The sequence below is a fragment of the Thioalkalivibrio sp. ALE17 genome (assembly GCF_000425605.1).
Lineage (GTDB): Bacteria > Pseudomonadota > Gammaproteobacteria > Ectothiorhodospirales > Ectothiorhodospiraceae > Thioalkalivibrio.
Genome location: NZ_AUDT01000003.1, coordinates 196,333 through 213,350, shown reverse-complemented (window position 1 = coordinate 213,350; position 17,018 = coordinate 196,333). Strand labels below are relative to the sequence as shown.

Sequence of the window (17,018 nt, the reverse complement as noted above, 5' to 3'; positions counted from 1 at the left end):
CCGCGTGGCGCTGGTACCATGATGGAACTCATTTTCGGGAGGCATTCATGCAATTCTCCGTCACCACCTCGACCCTCGACAAACCCCGCGCCGGGATCCGCGCCGCCGGCATCAATCACAAGCGCAAGCCGGCCGCGGGCGCCAGCGCCCTGGATGCCGCGCGCGACGGCGAGATCGCGGCACTGCTGAAGGCCGGCGAGATGGACGGCGAGGCCGGCAGCCGGCTGTTGCTGCCCGGCGGTGGCAGCCCAGGCAATCAGGGGAAGGGTAGCGCACTCCTGATCGGCCTGGGGGCGAAGAAGGACTTCGACGCCCGCGCCGCGCGCAAGGCGGCGCAGGCCCTGGCCGCCGCACTGGTCGAGCGCCCGGCCACCAGCGCCGCGATCGCGGTCGCGGACTTCCAGCCGCGCGGCAAGGACATCGCCTGGGTGGTGCACACCCTGGTCGCGGCGATCTCGGAGGCCGCCTACCGCTTCACCCCGTTCAAGGGCAAGGAGAAGACCACCCCGGTGAAGCTGGACAAGATCCAGCTGTGCGTGGAGCGCAAGGACGCCGAGACCGCGAAGCAGGCCTGCACCGAGGCCGCGGCGATCGCCACCGGCGTGAACCGCGCGAAGGACCTGGGCAACACCCCGCCGAATGTCTGCTACCCGGAGAGCCTGGCCGACACCGCCCGCGAGATGGCGAAACAGTACAAGTCGCTGAAGGCCACCGTGCTGGACGAGAAGGACCTGGAGAAGCTCGGCGCCGGGGCGATCCTGGCGGTGGGCAAGGGTTCCGAGCGCCCGCCGCGCCTGATCGCGATGGAGTACTCCGGCGGCAAGAAGGGCGATGCCCCGGTGGTGCTGGTCGGCAAGGGCATCACCTTCGACACCGGCGGCATCTCGCTGAAGCCCGGCGCCGAGATGGACGAGATGAAGTACGACATGTGCGGCGCCGCCAGCGTGTTCGGGGTGATCGAGGCCTGCTGCGAGCTGGGGCTGCCAGTCAATGTGGTCGGCGTGGTCACCAGTGCCGAGAACATGCCCGACGGCCGCGCGACGCGCCCCGGCGACATCGTCACCACCCTGTCCGGGCAGACCGTCGAGATCCTGAACACCGACGCCGAGGGCCGCCTGGTGCTGGCCGATGCGCTGACCTGGGTCGAGCGCTACAAGCCGAAGGCGGTCATCGACATCGCCACCCTGACCGGGGCCTGCATCATCGCGCTGGGCCATCAGGGCGCGGCGATCCTGGGCAACAAGGAACCCTTGATCAAACGCCTGCTGGCCGCCGGCGAGGAGACCGGCGATCGCGGCTGGCAGCTCCCGCTGTGGCCGGAGTACCAGGAACAGCTGAAGAGCAATTTCGCCGACATGGCCAATATCGGAGGGCGCCCGGCCGGCACCATCACCGCCGCCTGCTTCCTGTCGCGCTATACCGAGGACTACACCTGGGCGCATGTCGACATCGCCGGCGTGGCCTGGAAAAGCGGCAAGGAGAAGGGCGCGACCGGCCGCCCGGTGCCGATGCTGATGCGCTACCTGCTCGACCAGGCCTGATCCGGGTCGGGCGCGGATGACCCACGTCAGCTTCTACCTGCTGCAGGACCCGGCCCCCGAGGCGCGCCTGCGCTTCACCTGCCGCCTGGCGAAAAAGGCCAGCGGCCAGGGGCATCGCGTGCACATCCACACCGGCTCGCCGGAGCTGACGCGCACGCTGGACGAGTGGCTGTGGACCTTCGAGGACACCGCGTTCCTGCCGCACAGCACCGATGTGCGCGATGCGGAAGTCCCGGTCTCCCTGCACGAGGCCCATGCCCCGTCGGATCGCTGCGACGTGCTGATCAACCTGGCGCCGGAGGTGCCGGAGTACTGCGGGCGCTTCGAGCGCGTCGCGGATATCGTCGGCGGCGAGGAGTCGGAACGCGACGCGGGCCGCGCCCGCTACCGCTACTTCAAGGAACGCGGCTACCCGCTGGAGCACCACAACATCCAGTAAAGGGGCGCTGACGGCGGCGGTTCAGACGCGCGGTGGCGGGTCGGGAATCTCGCGCAGCCAGGCCTCCAGCTCGAACAGGGGCAGGCCGACCACATTGGTGTAGGACCCTTCGATCCATTCGACAAAGGCGGCACCGCGCCCCTGGATGGCATAGGCGCCGGCCTTGCCACGCGGCTCGCCGGTCGCCCAGTAGGCCGCGATGTCGGATGACGTCAGCGGGCGCATGCGCACGCGGGTCGTCACGGTACGCGCCCGCATGGATGCACCGGGCCGGCCCAGCGCCATGCCGGATACCACCCGGTGCTCCCAGCCGGAAAGGCGTTGCAGCATGGCCTCGGCATCGGCGCAATCCGCGGGCTTTCCCAGGGCCTCGTCGCCCACCGCGACGACGGTATCCGCGGCCAGCACCCACTGCCCCGGGATGCCGCACGCGATGGCCGCCTCGGCCTTGGCGATGGCGAGGCGCTCGACCAGCACCTCCGGGGACTCGCCCGGGCGTGGGGTCTCGTCCACGTCCATCGGGGCCACCTCGTAGGCGAGCTGGATCTGCTCCAGCAGTTCGCGGCGGCGCGGGGATGCGGAGGCCAGCAGCAGCGGATGGGCCACGGGCGTCACGCGCGGTGGTAGGGGTGGTTGTTCAGCAGCGACCAGGCGCGGTAGAGCTGCTCGGCGACCAGCACCCGCACCAGCATGTGCGGGAAGGTCAGCGGCGACAGCGACCAGGCCCATTCCGCACGGGCGCGCACGGCCTCATCCAGCCCCGCGGCCCCGCCGATCACCAGCGCGACATCGCGCCCGTCCTGCTGCCAGTCCGCCAGGCGCCGCGCGACACTCTTGGTGTCCACGCCCTTCCCGCGCTCGTCCAGCAGGATCACGCGGGCGCCCTCGGGGATGGCCTTCAGCAGGATCTCGCCCTCGCGCCGCAGCAGCGTGGCCGTATCCATGGACTTGGCCCCGGAGGGGCCGGCCAGGGCCTGCAGGTTCAGGTTCAGCTCGCGCGGCAGACGACCGGCGTACTCGTCGAACCCGGCCGCCACCCAGTCCGGCATGCGCTTGCCGATCGCAATCAGGTCCAGGCGCATGGCGGCGCGCCCCGGTCAGCCGCGCAGGCGGCGGACGCGCTCCAGGCTGGGGTCCTCGGGCGCGGCCTTTTCGGTATCCGCGGCCTCCTCGGCCAGCCAGAGCTTTTCCAGGTTGTAGAAGTCGCGGGTCTCCGGGAGCATCACGTGGACGATCACGTCGTTCAGGTCCACCAGCACCCACTCCTGGCTCTCCTGGCCCTCGACCCCCAGCGGCTGGATGCCGGCCTCCTTGGCCTTCATTGCCACCGACTCCGCGGTGGACTGCACGTGACGCCCGGAGGTCCCGGAGGCGATCACCATGTAGTCTGCCAGCGTGGTCTTGCCGCGGACGTCGATGCTGCGGATGTTCTGGGCCTTCATGTCGTCCAGAGCGGTGGTCACCAGCTCCAGGAGTTGTTCACTGTTCATGCTGTCGGTCATATCCCGTGATTGCGGTTCGACACGGCCCGGTACAGGCCGCGGTCGTGGATGTAGCGATTGACGGCGCCGGGGAGCAGGAAGCGCGGGCTGCGCCCGGCCTGCAGTTCATCCCGGATCGCGGTGGCGGAGATATCGAGCTGGGTCACCGGCTGGAAATAGACCCGCCCGCCCGGGGCATTGCGCAGCACCGCCGGGTCGCGGGTTGCGGCATTACCCAGCCAGCCCCCCAGATCCTGCGAGGCCGGGCTGCCGGGACGATGCGAGACCACGATATGCGCCAGATCGAAGATCTGCTTCCAGCGGTTCCACGACGGCAGGCCGGCGAAGGCGTCCATGCCCATGATCAGCACCAGCGGTGCCTCCGGCCCCAGCTCCTCGCGGAAGCTGAGCAGGGTGTCGACGGTGTAGGACGGCCCTTCGCGATCCAGTTCACGGCGATCGGCCACAAACCCCGGCACGTCCGCGATGGCACTCTCCACCATCGCCAGCCGGTCGTCGCTGCCGGTGCCCGGGCTCGCGCGATGCGGCGGCACGTGGCAGGGGATGAAGTGTACCCGTTCCAGGCCCAGATGCTGCTGGATCTCCAGCGCCGGACGCAGATGCCCGAAGTGGATCGGGTCGAAGGTGCCGCCGAGGATCCCGATCACGCCGGGCGTGCCCCAGGGAGACGCTGATCCAATCGCACGTCTTTCTTAGCTACGCACATGACCGTCGCCGAACACCACATACTTGAGGGTCGTCAGCCCATGCAGGCCCACCGGACCGCGCGCGTGCAGCTTGTCGGTGGAGATGCCGATCTCCGCACCCAGGCCGTACTCGAAGCCATCGGCGAAACGGGTGGAGGCGTTCACCATCACCGAGCTGGAGTCCACCGCGCGCAGGAAGCGCCGGGCCCGGGTGTAGTCCTCGGTCACGATGCTGTCGGTATGGTGCGAGCCATACGTGTTGATGTGGTCGATCGCCGCGTCCAGGTCGTCAACCACGCGGATCGCGAGGATCGGTCCCAGGTACTCGGCCACCCAGTCGTCCTCGGTGGCCTCGGCGATGTCCGTCCCGGTGTGCGCGAGGATGGCCCGGGTGCGCGCGCAGCCTCGCAGGCTCACCTGATGTTCCGCCAGGGCCGTCGCCAGGCGCGGCAGGAAGGCCTCGGCCTGATCCGCGTGCACCAGCAGCGTCTCCATGGTGTTGCAGGTGCCATAGCGCTGGGTCTTGGCGTTCACCGCGACCGCCAGCGCCTTGTCGAGATCGGCCCCGCCGTCCACGTACACGTGGCAGACGCCGTCCAGGTGCTTGATCACCGGGATCTGCGACTCGTTGCTGACGCGTTCGATCAGGCCCTTGCCACCGCGCGGCACGATCACGTCCACGTACTGCGGCATGCGCAGCAGCGCGCCCACCGCCGCGCGGTCGGTGGTCGGCACCACCTGCACCGCCTCGCGCGGCAGCCCGGCCTGCTCCAGCCCGGCCTGGATGATCGCGGCCAGGGCCTGGTTGGAGTGCAGGGCCTCGGAGCCGCCGCGCAGGATCGCGGCGTTGCCGGACTTCAGGCACAGCGCGGCGGCGTCGATGGTCACGTTCGGGCGCGACTCGTAGATGATGCCGATCACGCCCAGCGGCACGCGCATCTGGCCGACCTGGATGCCGCTTGGTTGATAGGCCATGTCGGAGATGGTGCCCACCGGATCGGGCAGGCCCGCCACCTGGCGGCAGCCCTCGATCATGGTGTCGATGCGGGCATCGGTCAGCGCCAGGCGATCCAGCATCGCGGCGTCCAGGCCGCGCTCGCGTCCCGCCTCCAGGTCGCGGCTGTTGGCCTCCGCCAGTTCGGCACGGCGCGCGGCGATGCCCTCGGCGATCGCGTGCAGGGCCGCGTTCTTCGCGCCCGGCTCGGCCTCGGCCATGCGCCGCGAGGCCACGCGCGCGGCACGGCCCAGCGCCTCGACCTGGGCGATCACATCGTCGGCTACGGATTCGGTGGGGTTCACGGCAGCGTTCATGCGGTCAGACTCGTTCCGGGTTCAGGGCGGGTTCGGCCACGGTCAGCGGGCGCCCCGCCATACGGGCCACCAAGTCTAGCAACCCCTGCCGGGCATTGCCGTTTTCCTGACCCTTGATCACGCGATCCACGCGCGCGGCCTCGGCCAGCAGGCCCCGCGCCTGCGTCAAGCTCAGCCGCGACATGGCCTGGCGCAGGGCCTTCTGGCCATCGCCGAAGCTGCCCTGGAAGGCCTCCTTGTCGGGCGCGCCGGCGGCCTTGCGCTCCATCGCCTGCACCAGCAGCCGGCATTCGCGCGCCAGCGCCCACAGGATCAGCGGCTCCGCCTGGCCCTCCTCCAGCAAGCCCTCCAGCATGCGCAACGCGTGGCGGACATCGCCGCGCAGCGCGGTCGGGGCCAGGGCGAACAGCTCGAAACGCGCGGCGTCGGTGGTGGCCTCCGCCAGCACCGTCTCGTCGATCTCGGTCACGCCGGCCAGCGCCAGCTTCTCGATCTCCTGGCGCGCGGCCAGCAGGTTGCCCTCCACCCGCGCGACCAGCAGCGCCAGCGCCGGGTCGGTGATGCGCAGCCCGTTCTTCTGCAGGCGCGCGCGGATCCAGCTGCCCAGCTGGGCCGGCGGCACCGGCCGCGCATGGATCACCACCGCACGGTTTTCCAGGGCCTTGAACCAGGCCGCCCGGCGCATATCGCGGTCCGGACGCGGCAACTGGAGCAACAGCACCAGATCGTCCTGCGGATCGCCGGCGTAGGCCTTCAGGTGGTCGCCACCGGTCTTGCCCGGCTTGCCGGTGGCCAGGCGCAGGTCCAGCACCGTGCGCTCGGCAAACAGCGAGCGGTCGCGGATCGCGGCCTCGAACGGCCCCCAGTCGGACTGTGCGGTCAGGTCCAGCACCGTGCGCTCGAGGAAGCCCTGCTCGCGGGCGGCCGCGCGGATCGCGTCGGCCGCCTCGATCGCCTGCAGCGGCTCCTCGGCCAGCAGCAGGTAGATCGGCGCCAGCCCGCGGGCGAGATCCTGCTCCAGGCGGGCGATATCCAGCGCCATTACGGGGCCGGCTCCTCCGCCGGTTCGCGCAGGCGGCCGTCCGGCTCGGTCAGTGCCGCGATCCGGCGCTGCAGCTGACCCACGATGTCGCGGTCCATCGCCTCGCGCAGCGTGGCCTCGCGCTCGCCACGGCTGAGCACGGCGGTCCCGTCGAACAGGTAGATGCGCGAGGCGCGCAGCGGCCCCAGGTCCACTGCTTCGCCGTCGACCGGGCGCAGGCGGACCTCGACCGTGCGGATCAACTCGTACTCGGACACCCGCGCCGCCTCGGTCACCGACAGGGTGCGACGCTGGTCGTTGACCGAGCGGATCTCGAGGATCGCGCCCTGCCCCTCGGGGCGCTGGTTGACGATCTCCACGCCGGCGGAGCCCAGGGTCACGGCCAGCTCGCGGTACAGCGAATCACGCGCATTGATCCCGGTGATCTGGACCGGCTGCAGCGCCTCCGGCCACTCGCCACTGCCGCGCAGCTGGAAACCGCAGGCGGCCAGTGCAGCCACCAGCACCAGGACCAGCGCGGCGCGCAGCAGGGCGGTCATTGCGGCTTCACCACGAAGTTGACCAGCCGGCCCGGGACCACGATCACCTTGACCACATGGTGGCCCTCGAGATGGCGCTGTACGTTCTCGTCGTTGCGGGCAACACTCTCGATGGCGTCCTTGTCAGCGCCGGCCGGGACCGCGATCTCGGCGCGGCGCTTGCCGTTCACCTGCACCGCCAGGGTCTCCTGTGCGGCCTGGCGCGCGGCCTCGTCGACCGTCGGCCAGGCGGTGGTCGCGACCAGCTCGTCATGGCCCAGCGCGCGCCACAGGGTCTCGGTCACGTGCGGGATGATCGGCGCCAGCATGCGCACGACGCCTTCCAGGGCCTCCTGGCGCACGGCCGCGGCCTGCGCACCATCCTTCGGGAATTTGCCGAGGTCGTTCAGCAGCTCCATGTTCGCGGCCACCGCCGTGTTGAAGGTCTGGCGCCGGCCGATGTCGTCGGTGACCTTGGCGATGGTGTCGTGCAGCTTGCGCCGCAGCTCGCGCCCAGCGTCGTCCAGCGCGTCCACATCCAGCGCACCCGGGGCATCACCATTCACGTGCTCGTGCACCGCCCGCCACAGGCGCTTGATGAAGCGCTGCGCGCCCTCGACGCCGGAGTCGGACCACTCCAGCGACAGGTCCGGGGGCGCGGCGAACATGGTGAACAGCCGCGCGGTATCCGCGCCGAAGCGCTCGATCAGGGCCTGCGGGTCCACGCCGTTGTTCTTCGACTTGGACATCTTCTCCATGCCGCCGATGACCACCGGCTGCCCGTCCTCGCAGTGGCGCGCGGCCTTCACCGAGCCGTCCTCGGCGCGCTCCAGCTCGACATCCGCCGGGTTGATCCAGTCCTTCCCGCCGTCACCGCGCTCGCGGTAGAAGGTCGGCGCGATCACCATGCCCTGGGTCAAAAGGCGGGTGAACGGCTCGTCCGAGGCCAGCAGGCCCTCGTCGCGCAGCAGCTTGTGGAAGAAGCGCGCATACAGCAGATGCAGCACCGCGTGCTCGATGCCGCCGACGTACTGGTCCACCGGCAGCCAGTGATCGGCGCGCGCATCGAGCATGGCCGTTTCATTGTCGGCGCAGGCGTAGCGGGCGAAGTACCAGCTGGACTCGAAGAAGGTGTCGAAGGTGTCGGTCTCGCGCCGCGCCGGCTTCCCGCATTCCGGACAGGTCGCCTCGAAGAATTCGGGCATGCGTGCCAGCGGCGAACCGGCCCCGTCCGGGATCACGTCCTCCGGCAGGCGCACCGGCAGGTCCGCCTCCGGCACCGGCACGGCACCGCAGGTGTCGCAGTGGATCACCGGGATCGGGCAACCCCAGTAGCGCTGGCGCGAGATGCCCCAGTCGCGCAGGCGGTAGTTGCGCCGGCGCCGGCCGATCCCGGCCTGCTCCAGGTGCTCGGCGATCGCGGCCTTCGCCGCCTCCGAGTCCTGGCCGTCGAACTCCCCGGAGTTCACCAGCACGCCGGCCTCGGTGAACGCGGCCTGGTGCACGTCGACCTCGGCGCCATCCGCCGGGGCGATCACCTGGCGGATCGGCAGGCCGTATTTCGTCGCGAATTCGTGGTCGCGCTCGTCGTGCGCAGGCACGGCCATCACCGCGCCGGTGCCGTACTCCATCAGCACGAAGTTGGCGACCCAGACCGGGACATCCTCGCCGGTCAGCGGGTGGCGCGCGGTGAAGCCCAGCGAGCGGCCCTTCTTCTCCATGGTGGCCAGGTCCGCCTCGGCCACCCCGCCCTGCGCGCAGTCGGCGACGAACGCGGCCAGCTCGGCATCCTGCTCCGCCAGCGCCTGCACCCGCGGGTGTTCCGGGGCCAGGGCCATGTAGGAGACCCCGAACAGGGTATCCGGGCGCGTGGTGTAGACAGTCAGCGGCTCGCCGCCATCCACCGCGAATTCCAGCTCCACGCCCTCGGAACGCCCGATCCAGTTGCGCTGCATGGTGCGCACCTGATCCGGCCAGCCGTCCAGCTCGTCCAGCGCCTCCAGCAGTTCGTCGGCGTAGTCGGTGATGCGCAGGAACCACTGCGGCATCTCGCGGCGCTCGACCACCGCGCCGGAACGCCAGCCGCGGCCCTCGATCACTTGCTCGTTGGCGAGCACGGTCTGGTCCACCGGGTCCCAGTTCACGGTCGCCTTCTTGCGATAGACCAGGCCCTTCTTCAGCAGGCGCACGAACAGCCACTGTTCCCAGCGATAGTAGTCGGCATCGCAGGTGGCGAACTCGCACGACCAGTCGTAGGCAAAGCCCAGGCGCTTGAGCTGGGTTCGCATCTGCTCGATGTTCTGGCGCGTCCAGGCGGCCGGTGGCACGTGGTTCTGCATGGCCGCGTTCTCGGCGGGCAGGCCGAAGGCATCCCAGCCCATCGGCTGCAGCACGCTTTTGCCCTGCATGCGCTGGAAGCGCGCGATCACGTCGCCGATGGTGTAGTTGCGCACATGCCCCATGTGCAGCTTGCCCGAGGGGTAGGGGAACATGGACAGGCAGTAGAACGGCTCGCCGGGGGCATCCTCGCGCGCGCGGAAGCAGTCGGCCTCCTCCCACTGGCGCTGTGCCTGCGCCTCGACCGCCTCGGGGGAATAGTGCTCCTGCATGCGCCTCACCTGTCCTGATCGCCGAAAACAAAGAACTGCGCAGAATACCAGCGCCCCCCACCCCCTCCAAGGGAAACAGCGCCCCGCAGCCTCGCGCGGCGCAGGGCAGAGATCCGGAGGGACACCCGGATCACCGGCGGCCTGTGAACCGCGTCACGTCAATTCAGGAACATGCCCCCGGCCCGGACTGCCTCACTGGGTAAAGCAACCGGAAACGTTGAACCTGACGTTCCAAGGAGGAAGGACATGCACGAGAAGGACGAAATCCCCGTTGTGCAGCGGGCCTACCCCGAGGATCTGGGCGAGACCCATCCCGAACATACGCCCGAAACCGACTCGCCCGCGATCCGCGAAGTCGCGCCCGAGGACCTCGGCACCTGGCTCGGCAAGGGCTGGCGTGACCTCTGGCAGACGCCGGTGGCCCTCGTGCACGGCCTGGTGATCGCCGTGGCCAGCCTGATACTGCTGGGCCTGTCGTGGAACCAGCCGTGGATGGCCTTTTCCTTCCTGGCCGGCATCCTGCTGCTGGGGCCTGTACTCGCGGTGGGCGTGAACTACCTGGCCCTGCAGAAGGAGCGCGACCGGCCGGGCGGTGCCGGCCTCGGCTGGCTGGGCACCCTCGGTGGCTCGATCTGGGGCTTCGCCGCGCTCCTGGCCGTGCTGTTCGTGATCTGGGCCAGTTTCGTGTGGATGTGGATCGCGGTCCTCAACATCGGCGAACTCGCCATGATGGGGCAGTTGCACCATCTGGTGGGTGCGATGCTCGGCAGCGGCGCCGGGATCATCTCGCTGGTGGGGGTCGTGCTGGCCGCCATCGTGTTCGGGCTGGTGGTCTTCGCCCTGAGCCTGGCGACCATCCCGGCCCTGCTGGATCACCGGGTGCGTGAAGAGGCCTCGCAAAAGAGCCTGATCGAGTCCATTGGTGTCAGCCTGAAGGCCTTCAACCACAACCCGGGCACCCTGATTCTGTGGGCCCTGATCATCACGGCCCTGTTCATGGTGTCGATCGCAACCGCCCTGCTGGCCCTGATCGTGATCTTCCCGTGGCTGGGCTTCGCCATGTGGCATGGCTACCGGGATATGGTCGAGGCAAGCTGAGCTCCGACAGGCAAGCGCGGTCGTCCCCGGGGCGCGGGCTCCGGGGACGACCGCGCTCGTGCTAACGTTAGGGACACGCCACCATCTACGCTCGCAAAGGAGAGGCCGATGAGCGAAGAACAGAAGGATCAAGAGCGCGAATCGCGCCTGAGCGATGCCTATCACCGCATGCTGAACGAGGTCACCGAGGACCTCGAGAAGCTGGAAGACAAGACCAGCAAGGCCATCACCGAGGCCCTGGAGAACGCCCGCGACCGTGTGCAGAAGGCCAGCGACCTGACCCGCGAAGAGGCCCACGAGGTGATGGACTACCTGCGCCGCGACCTGCAGGACCTCGGCGCCTACCTGGACAGTCGCAGCTCTGACTGGCGCGGCTGGCTGCAGATCGATCTGGGCCTGATCGAGGCCGGCATCAAGAACGCCCTGGAGCGGATCGCCGACCGCACCCGGATCGAGATCACCGAACTGACCGCGCGCGCCCAGGTGATGGGCGAGTGGCACACCGGCGAGATCACCGGACCGGGCGAACTGCTGTGCAAGAAGTGCGGCCATCCGCTGCACATGACCCGGGTCGGCCGCATCCCCCCGTGCTCCAACTGCCACAACACCACCTTCCGCCGCGGCCCCGGGGGCACCGAGGCGGAATAACCCCTCCGGGGACAGGTTCAGTCGGGCCCGCGGGCGCCGCGCCGGCGCCCGACGGCGGCACCGGCAACCACCAGCACCAGCGCGGCAAGCACGGCCGGCCCCGCCCCGGTGGCGGTCGCCGGCGTCACGCCCTGGCGCGGCTGCAGGGTGCCGGTGACTACCTCGCGGGTAAAGAAGCCCGAACGTTCCAGGATGCGGCCATCGGCATCGATCAGGGCCGAGATCCCGGTATTGGTCGCGCGGATCATCGGGCGCCCGGTCTCCACCGCCCGCACCCGGGCGATCTGCAGATGCTGGGCCGGCGCCAGGCTGTCGCCGAACCAGGCGTCGTTGGAGACATTGACCAGGAATCCCGCCTCCGGCAGCGCGGCCCGGATGTGGCGCGAATACGCAGACTCGTAACAGATGCTGACCCCGGCCGTCTGGCCGGCCACCCGCATGCGCCCGTCACCGGTCCCCGGGGACAGGTCGGACATCGGGATCGCCAGCAGCCGGTCCAGCCAGTCGAGCTGGCCGCGCAGCGGGATATATTCGCCGAACGGGACCAGCTGGCGCTTGTTGTACCCCGCGCCGGTGGTCACGTTGATCACCGAGTTGTAGACGTGACGGCCGGCCGAAGCATGGTCGAACACCCCGACCAGCAGCTCGGCATCGTGCTCCGCCAGCGACTGCGCGAGCTGCCCCAGCGGGCGCTGCACTTCCACATAGAACGCCGGGATCGCGGTCTCCGGCCAGACCACCAGATCCACGTCCCCTGCCTCGCGGGTCAGTTCCTGGTAGATCCCCAGCGAATACTCGATGCCGTCGGCATCCCACTTGCGTGCCTGATCGATATTGCCCTGCACCATGGCCACCGAGATCGCCTCGCCGCCCGGCTCCGCCCAGCGCGCGAGCCCCAGCACGAGCGAGGCCAGCACCAGCACCCCGACCAGCCCCGCGCCCGCCCCGCGCTGCCCGGCCCGGAACACGCTGACCACGGCCACCGCCAGCAGTGCCACGACCAGCCCTGCCCCCAGCTCGCCGGCCAGCGGCAACCAGGGCTGCAGCGGTGTATCCAGCACGGTGTGCCCGAACAGGAGCCAGGGAAAGCCGGAGAACAGCCAGGAGCGCGCCAGCTCCATCAGCACCAGGCCACCGGCCAGCGCCAGCATCCCGGCCGGACGCCCCAGCGGCAGGAAGCGCGCCGCCAGCGCGGCCAGCAGCGCCGGATAGACCGCCATGGCCAGCACGAACAGCACGGTAATCAGCGAGGCCACGACCAGCGGGGCCTGGCCGAACACCAGCAGGCTGTTGAAGATCCAGGTCACCCCGACGCCGAAGAACCCGAGACCAAAGGCATAGCCGATCCCGGCGGCCCGGCGCGGGGTCACCCCGGGCAGCAGGGCAAACCAGGCGGCCAGGGCCAGCGGGGCCGCCAGGAACCAGCCCACCGGGGCAAAGGCCAGGGTCGCCCCCGCCCCGGCCAGCAGGGCCACCAGCCCCGCGGCCCAGGGCGGCAAGTCCGCGACACGGATCGGCATGACCGTCAGGGGGCGCGGTGGTCGCCCGGCTCCGGGGCCGGGCCATCGAATGGCTGCGCCCCCTCGCCGGTGGTCACGCGGCCATCCGGCTCCGGCAGGCGCATCTCCAGCAGATGCAGACGCCGGTTGTCGGCCCGCAATACGCGAAACTGCATGCCATCCACCACGATCTGTTCGCCACGCCGCGGCACATGCCCGAAGTGCGACAGCACCAGGCCTCCGATGGTGTCGAAGTCGGCCTCGCTGTAGGCGGTCTGGAAGTAGGCGTTGAACTCCTCCATCGGCGTCAGCGCCTTGATGGTGTAGCGCCCGCCGGGGTGCTGCATGATCTGGGTCAGGTAGTCCTCGACATCGTGCTCGTCCTCGATCTCGCCGACGATCTGCTCCAGCACGTCCTCGATGGTCACCAGGCCGGCCACGCCCCCGTACTCGTCCACCACGATCGCCATGTGGTTGCGGCTCAGGCGGAACTCCTTCAGCAGCACGTTCAGACGCTTGCTCTCCGGCACGAACACCGCCGGGCGCAGGATCTCCTGCATGTCGAAGGCAGCATCGTCGGGCTCGCCGAAGAAGCGCAGCAGGTCCTTGGCCAGCAGGACGCCAACGACCTCGTCACGGTGATCCCCGACTACCGGCAGCCGCGAGTGCGCGGAGGCCACCACGTCGGGGAGAAACTCGGAGAGCCCCGCATCCCGGCGGACCACTTCCATCTGCGCGCGCGGGATCATGATGTCGCGCACCTGCATGTCGGCGACGTTGAGCACGCCCTCCAACATGGTCAGGGCCTCGGGGTCGACCAGTTCGCGGGCGTGGGCGCCCCGCAGGGTCTCGATCAGCTCGCGGCGGGTGGCCGGCTCGCGGCGCGGACGCAGGGTCTCGGCGACGCGGGCCAGCCAGCGCCGCCAGATCGGTTGCTCGTCGGGTTCGGGTTCAGGCATCGGGGGCGTTTCCGGCTGGGTGCGGCGTCAGGGCACGGACCGGATGCTCGGCGTAGGGGTCGGGATAGCCTAACCCGGCCAGGATGGAGCGCTCAACGGCCTCCATCCGCGCGGCCTCGTCCGGCGTCTGGTGATCCATCCCCTGCAGGTGCAGCATCCCGTGCACCACCATGTGGTGGTAGTGGGCGGCCAGGGGCTTGCCCTGCTCCACCGCCTCGCGCGCCAGCACCGGCGCGCACAGGATGACGTCGCCGAGATAGGCGTTCGCCTCGGGCGGCAGACCGGGTGGCAGCTCCGGTGCGGGGAAGGACAGTACATTGGTCGCGTAGTCTCGGCCGCGGAAGGCATGGTTCAGGGTGCGCCCCTCGTCGACATCCACCAGGCGCAGCGTCACCGCGGCCTCGCCGGCGCCGTGCCAGGCCGCGCGGGCCGCGCGGTGCAGGGTGGTGGCAGCCGGCAGGCCGGCGCGCGGCACGGCGTACTGCACCGCAACCTCAAGCCCCATCGGCGTCCTGCCCGTCCACAGCGGCGCCGGCACCGGACTCGGGCGCCGCATCCGGTTTGCCGGAGGCGCTGTCGTGGGCGTCGTAGGCCTCCACAATGCGCTGCACCAGCGGATGGCGCACCACGTCACCCGCCTGGAAGCGGGTGATATGTACGCCCTCCACGTCGTTCAGGATCTGCATCGCGTGCTTGAGCCCGGAGCGCTGGCCGCGCGGCAGGTCGACCTGGGTGATGTCGCCGTTGACGACCGCCGTGGAACCAAAGCCGATGCGGGTCAGGAACATCTTCATCTGCTCAACCGTGGTGTTCTGCGCCTCGTCGAGGATGATGAAGGCCTCATTCAGGGTGCGCCCGCGCATGTAGGCCAGCGGGGCCACCTCGATCACCTGACGCTCCATCAGGCGCGCGGTCTGGTCGAAGCCCATCAGTTCGTACAGCGCGTCGTACATCGGGCGCAGGTAGGGGTCGATCTTCTGCGCCAGGTCGCCGGGCAGGAAACCCAGACGCTCGCCGGCCTCCACCGCCGGGCGCACCAGCACCAGGCGCTGCACGCGGTCCTGTTCCAGCGCCGCGACGGCGGCGGCGACCGCGAGGAAGGTCTTGCCGGTACCGGCCGGCCCGATGCCGAAACTGAGGTCGTGCTGCGCGATCGCCGCCAGGTACTTCGCCTGACGCGGGCCGCGCCCGCGGATCACCGCGCGCTTGAGACGCAGCGACGGATCGCCCGCATTGCCATCGGGCTCGGCCAGGCCTTCGACATGCGCCGTCTGCAGCGCCGTATGCACCTGTTCCAGGCTGACCGGCTCCTCCTGCGCCATGCGATGGAGGTCGTGGATCAGCGCCCCGGCCGCCTGCACCGCGGTCTTCGGGCCGGTCAGATTAAAGCGCGGGCCGCGGTTGTGCACGGCCACGCCCAGGCGCGACTCGATCAGGCGCAGATGGGCATCCAGCGGCCCGGAGATCCGCGCGAGCGTCTCCTGGTCACCGGGTTCCAGGGTGAAATCCAGACGATTGGCCATGCGCTAGGGAACCACTGAACAATGTGCATGTTCGCGCTCGAGTCGCTTTTGCTCGCTGACCAGGCGCGGTGAGTGAAGTGTAGCCTGGCTACATGAACGAGCCGCAACGCCGTCCGCGGGCAAAAGCGGCCGAGCCCCGGCTTCAAATGATTTGTGGGGTTGGCACCCCATGTTCCCCGATCCTGCGTTGCGGCCCTTGCCGGTAGAACCACTACCGCCTGCGGACCGCGCCTTGACTCGGAAAACATGGGGTGCCAACGCGAACATGCACATTGTTCAGTGTTTCCCTAGGCGCCGACGGCCGCAGACATGGCCCGCTCCACGGTTCGGCCGCGCAGGGAATGCGCCAGGGCATCGGTGATCTCGACCGGGATCATCTGCCCGATCAGGCCGGGGTCGCCGGCGAAGTTCACGATGCGGTTGTTCGCCGTGCGTCCGGCCAGTTCGCCGGGATTGCGCTTGGCCGGGCCCTCGACCAGCACGGGCTCGATGTTGCCGACCATGGCCTGGTTGCGTTCGCGCCCGTGCTGCTCGATCAGGGCCTGCAGCTCGGCCAGGCGGGCCTTCTTGGTGGCCAGCGGCACGTCGTCCGGCAGTGAGGCCGCCGGTGTGCCCGGGCGGGCGCTGTAGATGAAGCTGAAGGAGAAGTCGAAGTGCAGCTCCTCGATCAGCTTCATGGTCGCCGCGTGGTCGGCATCCGTCTCGCCGGGGAAGCCGACGATGAAGTCGGAGGACAGGTCCAGGTCCGGGCGCGCCTCGCGCAGGCGGCGGATCTTGGACTTGTATTCCAGGATCGTGTGGCCGCGTTTCATCTGCGCCAGGATGCGGTCGGAGCCGCTCTGTACCGGCAGGTGCAGGTGACTGACCAGCTTGGGCTCGTCGGCAAAGGCCTGGATCAGCGAATCGGAGAACTCCACCGGGTGCGAGGTGGTGAAGCGGATGCGTTCGATCCCGTCCACCGCGGCGACGTAGTGAATCAGCAGCGCGAGGTCGGCGGTATCACCGTCCTCCATCGGCCCCTGATAGGCATTCACGTTTTGTCCCAGCAGGTTGATCTCCCGGACCCCCTGCGCGGCCAGCGCGACCACCTCGGCGATCACGTCGTCGAACGGCCGGCTGATCTCGTCACCGCGGGTATAGGGCACCACGCAGAAGCTGCAGTACTTGGAACAGCCCTCCATCACCGAGACGAACGCGGTCGGGCCATCGGCCTTCGGCTCCGGCAAGCGGTCGAACTTCTCGATCTCGGGGAAGGAGATATCCACCACCGGCGCGCGCTCGCGGCGCACCGACTGGATCATGGCCGGCAGCCGGTGCAGGGTCTGCGGGCCGAACACCAGGTCCACGTACGGAGCGCGTTCGCGCAGGGCATCACCCTCCTGGCTGGCGACACAGCCCCCCACGCCGATGATTACCTCCGGCCGGCGCTCCTTGATCTGGCGCCAGCGCCCCAGCAGCGAGAACACCTTCTCCTGCGCCTTCTCGCGGATGGAGCAGGTGTTCATCAACAGGACATCGGCCTGCTCCGGATCGTCGGTACGCTCGGCCCCGTGCAGCTCGCGCAGCGCGTCGAGCATGCGATCGGAGTCGTACTCGTTCATCTGGCAGCCGTGCGTCTGAATATAGACCTTGCGGATCATGCT

17 protein-coding genes are annotated in these 17,018 nt (G+C 69.5%); 4 read left to right on the top strand and 13 right to left on the bottom strand.

What is annotated here, in order from left to right; all coding sequences use genetic code 11:
• The first annotated feature begins 47 nt into the window (after positions 1-47).
• Complete coding sequence (locus tag H609_RS0104290) at positions 48-1,541, top strand: leucyl aminopeptidase (RefSeq protein WP_028484385.1); 1,494 nt, start codon at positions 48-50, stop codon at positions 1,539-1,541.
• A 16-nt stretch (positions 1,542-1,557) separates the two neighbouring features.
• Positions 1,558-1,980 (top strand): DNA polymerase III subunit chi, encoded by a 423-nt coding sequence (locus tag H609_RS0104285; RefSeq protein ID WP_028484384.1) that lies wholly within the window; start codon positions 1,558-1,560, stop codon positions 1,978-1,980.
• Positions 1,981-2,001: 21 nt separating this feature from the next.
• Here the strand turns inward: H609_RS0104285 and H609_RS0104280 are convergent, their stop codons facing one another.
• Genes H609_RS0104280 through leuS form a run of 8 tightly spaced genes read right to left on the bottom strand, consistent with a single transcriptional unit; the run spans position 2,002 to position 9,648 of the window.
• Positions 2,002-2,595, bottom strand: coding sequence for a nucleoside triphosphate pyrophosphatase (locus H609_RS0104280; protein ID WP_196800891.1), 594 nt, complete (start codon positions 2,593-2,595; stop codon positions 2,002-2,004).
• On the bottom strand, positions 2,592-3,062 hold the full coding sequence (gene rlmH / locus H609_RS0104275) for a 23S rRNA (pseudouridine(1915)-N(3))-methyltransferase RlmH (protein WP_018881298.1): 471 nt from the start codon (positions 3,060-3,062) through the stop codon (positions 2,592-2,594). Before rlmH ends, H609_RS0104280 begins: the two co-directional genes overlap by 4 nt.
• A 15-nt stretch (positions 3,063-3,077) precedes the next feature.
• Positions 3,078-3,470, bottom strand: coding sequence for a ribosome silencing factor (gene rsfS, locus H609_RS0104270; protein WP_026279156.1), 393 nt, complete (start codon positions 3,468-3,470; stop codon positions 3,078-3,080).
• Positions 3,471-3,478: 8 nt separating this feature from the next.
• Positions 3,479-4,129: a nicotinate-nucleotide adenylyltransferase gene (nadD, locus tag H609_RS0104265; protein WP_018865702.1), complete on the bottom strand. Its 651-nt coding sequence runs from the start codon at positions 4,127-4,129 to the stop codon at positions 3,479-3,481.
• A gap of 45 nt (positions 4,130-4,174) precedes the next feature.
• Positions 4,175-5,479 carry a glutamate-5-semialdehyde dehydrogenase gene (locus H609_RS0104260; RefSeq protein ID WP_028484382.1) on the bottom strand — a complete coding sequence of 435 codons (1,305 nt, stop codon included), beginning with the start codon at positions 5,477-5,479 and terminating at the stop codon, positions 4,175-4,177.
• A gap of 4 nt (positions 5,480-5,483) precedes the next feature.
• Positions 5,484-6,521 carry a DNA polymerase III subunit delta gene (holA, locus tag H609_RS0104255; protein WP_018878085.1) on the bottom strand — a complete coding sequence of 346 codons (1,038 nt, stop codon included), beginning with the start codon at positions 6,519-6,521 and terminating at the stop codon, positions 5,484-5,486.
• Positions 6,521-7,060, bottom strand: coding sequence for an LPS assembly lipoprotein LptE (lptE, locus tag H609_RS0104250; protein WP_018878086.1), 540 nt, complete (start codon positions 7,058-7,060; stop codon positions 6,521-6,523). Before lptE ends, holA begins: the two co-directional genes overlap by 1 nt.
• Positions 7,057-9,648: a leucine--tRNA ligase gene (gene leuS / locus H609_RS0104245; RefSeq protein ID WP_028484381.1), complete on the bottom strand. Its 2,592-nt coding sequence runs from the start codon at positions 9,646-9,648 to the stop codon at positions 7,057-7,059. Before leuS ends, lptE begins: the two co-directional genes overlap by 4 nt.
• Before the next feature lie 246 nt (positions 9,649-9,894).
• On the opposite strand from leuS, the gene H609_RS0104240 reads away from it, so the two are divergent.
• Positions 9,895-10,746 (top strand): DUF2189 domain-containing protein, encoded by an 852-nt coding sequence (locus tag H609_RS0104240; protein WP_028484380.1) that lies wholly within the window; start codon positions 9,895-9,897, stop codon positions 10,744-10,746.
• A 108-nt stretch (positions 10,747-10,854) separates the two neighbouring features.
• Positions 10,855-11,394, top strand: a complete 540-nt coding sequence (locus tag H609_RS0104235) for a zinc ribbon-containing protein (RefSeq protein WP_018865696.1) — start codon at positions 10,855-10,857, stop codon at positions 11,392-11,394.
• Between the two features lie 17 nt (positions 11,395-11,411).
• Here the strand turns inward: H609_RS0104235 and lnt are convergent, their stop codons facing one another.
• From lnt to miaB, 5 genes are all read right to left on the bottom strand, one after another.
• Complete coding sequence (lnt, locus tag H609_RS0104230; RefSeq protein WP_028484379.1) at positions 11,412-12,914, bottom strand: apolipoprotein N-acyltransferase; 1,503 nt, start codon at positions 12,912-12,914, stop codon at positions 11,412-11,414.
• Between the two features lie 5 nt (positions 12,915-12,919).
• Complete coding sequence (locus tag H609_RS0104225; RefSeq protein ID WP_018865694.1) at positions 12,920-13,852, bottom strand: HlyC/CorC family transporter; 933 nt, start codon at positions 13,850-13,852, stop codon at positions 12,920-12,922.
• A complete protein-coding gene (gene ybeY / locus H609_RS0104220; protein ID WP_018865693.1) occupies positions 13,845-14,357 on the bottom strand; it encodes an rRNA maturation RNase YbeY in 513 nt (170 codons plus the stop codon). The genes H609_RS0104225 and ybeY overlap by 8 nt, the downstream gene beginning before the upstream one ends.
• Entirely contained in the window at positions 14,347-15,375 is a 1,029-nt protein-coding gene (locus H609_RS0104215) for a PhoH family protein (protein WP_018865692.1), read from the bottom strand. Before H609_RS0104215 ends, ybeY begins: the two co-directional genes overlap by 11 nt.
• A 287-nt stretch (positions 15,376-15,662) precedes the next feature.
• A complete protein-coding gene (gene miaB / locus H609_RS0104210) occupies positions 15,663-17,015 on the bottom strand; it encodes a tRNA (N6-isopentenyl adenosine(37)-C2)-methylthiotransferase MiaB (protein WP_018865691.1) in 1,353 nt (450 codons plus the stop codon).
• Positions 17,016-17,018 lie beyond the last annotated feature (3 nt).

Coding starts and splice junctions, on each gene's coding strand:
- lnt (WP_028484379.1), bottom strand. CDS start 12,914: ATGCCGATCCGTGTCGCGGACTTGCCGCCCTGGGCCGCGGGGCTGGTG.
- rsfS (WP_026279156.1), bottom strand. CDS start 3,470: ATGAACAGTGAACAACTCCTGGAGCTGGTGACCACCGCTCTGGACGAC.
- H609_RS0104260 (WP_028484382.1), bottom strand. CDS start 5,479: ATGAACGCTGCCGTGAACCCCACCGAATCCGTAGCCGACGATGTGATC.
- leuS (WP_028484381.1), bottom strand. CDS start 9,648: ATGCAGGAGCACTATTCCCCCGAGGCGGTCGAGGCGCAGGCACAGCGC.
- H609_RS0104290 (WP_028484385.1), top strand. CDS start 48: ATGCAATTCTCCGTCACCACCTCGACCCTCGACAAACCCCGCGCCGGG.
- H609_RS0104240 (WP_028484380.1), top strand. CDS start 9,895: ATGCACGAGAAGGACGAAATCCCCGTTGTGCAGCGGGCCTACCCCGAG.
- rlmH (WP_018881298.1), bottom strand. CDS start 3,062: ATGCGCCTGGACCTGATTGCGATCGGCAAGCGCATGCCGGACTGGGTG.
- lptE (WP_018878086.1), bottom strand. CDS start 7,060: ATGACCGCCCTGCTGCGCGCCGCGCTGGTCCTGGTGCTGGTGGCTGCA.
- miaB (WP_018865691.1), bottom strand. CDS start 17,015: ATGATCCGCAAGGTCTATATTCAGACGCACGGCTGCCAGATGAACGAG.
- H609_RS0104225 (WP_018865694.1), bottom strand. CDS start 13,852: ATGCCTGAACCCGAACCCGACGAGCAACCGATCTGGCGGCGCTGGCTG.
- H609_RS0104235 (WP_018865696.1), top strand. CDS start 10,855: ATGAGCGAAGAACAGAAGGATCAAGAGCGCGAATCGCGCCTGAGCGAT.
- ybeY (WP_018865693.1), bottom strand. CDS start 14,357: ATGGGGCTTGAGGTTGCGGTGCAGTACGCCGTGCCGCGCGCCGGCCTG.
- H609_RS0104285 (WP_028484384.1), top strand. CDS start 1,558: ATGACCCACGTCAGCTTCTACCTGCTGCAGGACCCGGCCCCCGAGGCG.
- H609_RS0104215 (WP_018865692.1), bottom strand. CDS start 15,375: ATGGCCAATCGTCTGGATTTCACCCTGGAACCCGGTGACCAGGAGACG.
- holA (WP_018878085.1), bottom strand. CDS start 6,521: ATGGCGCTGGATATCGCCCGCCTGGAGCAGGATCTCGCCCGCGGGCTG.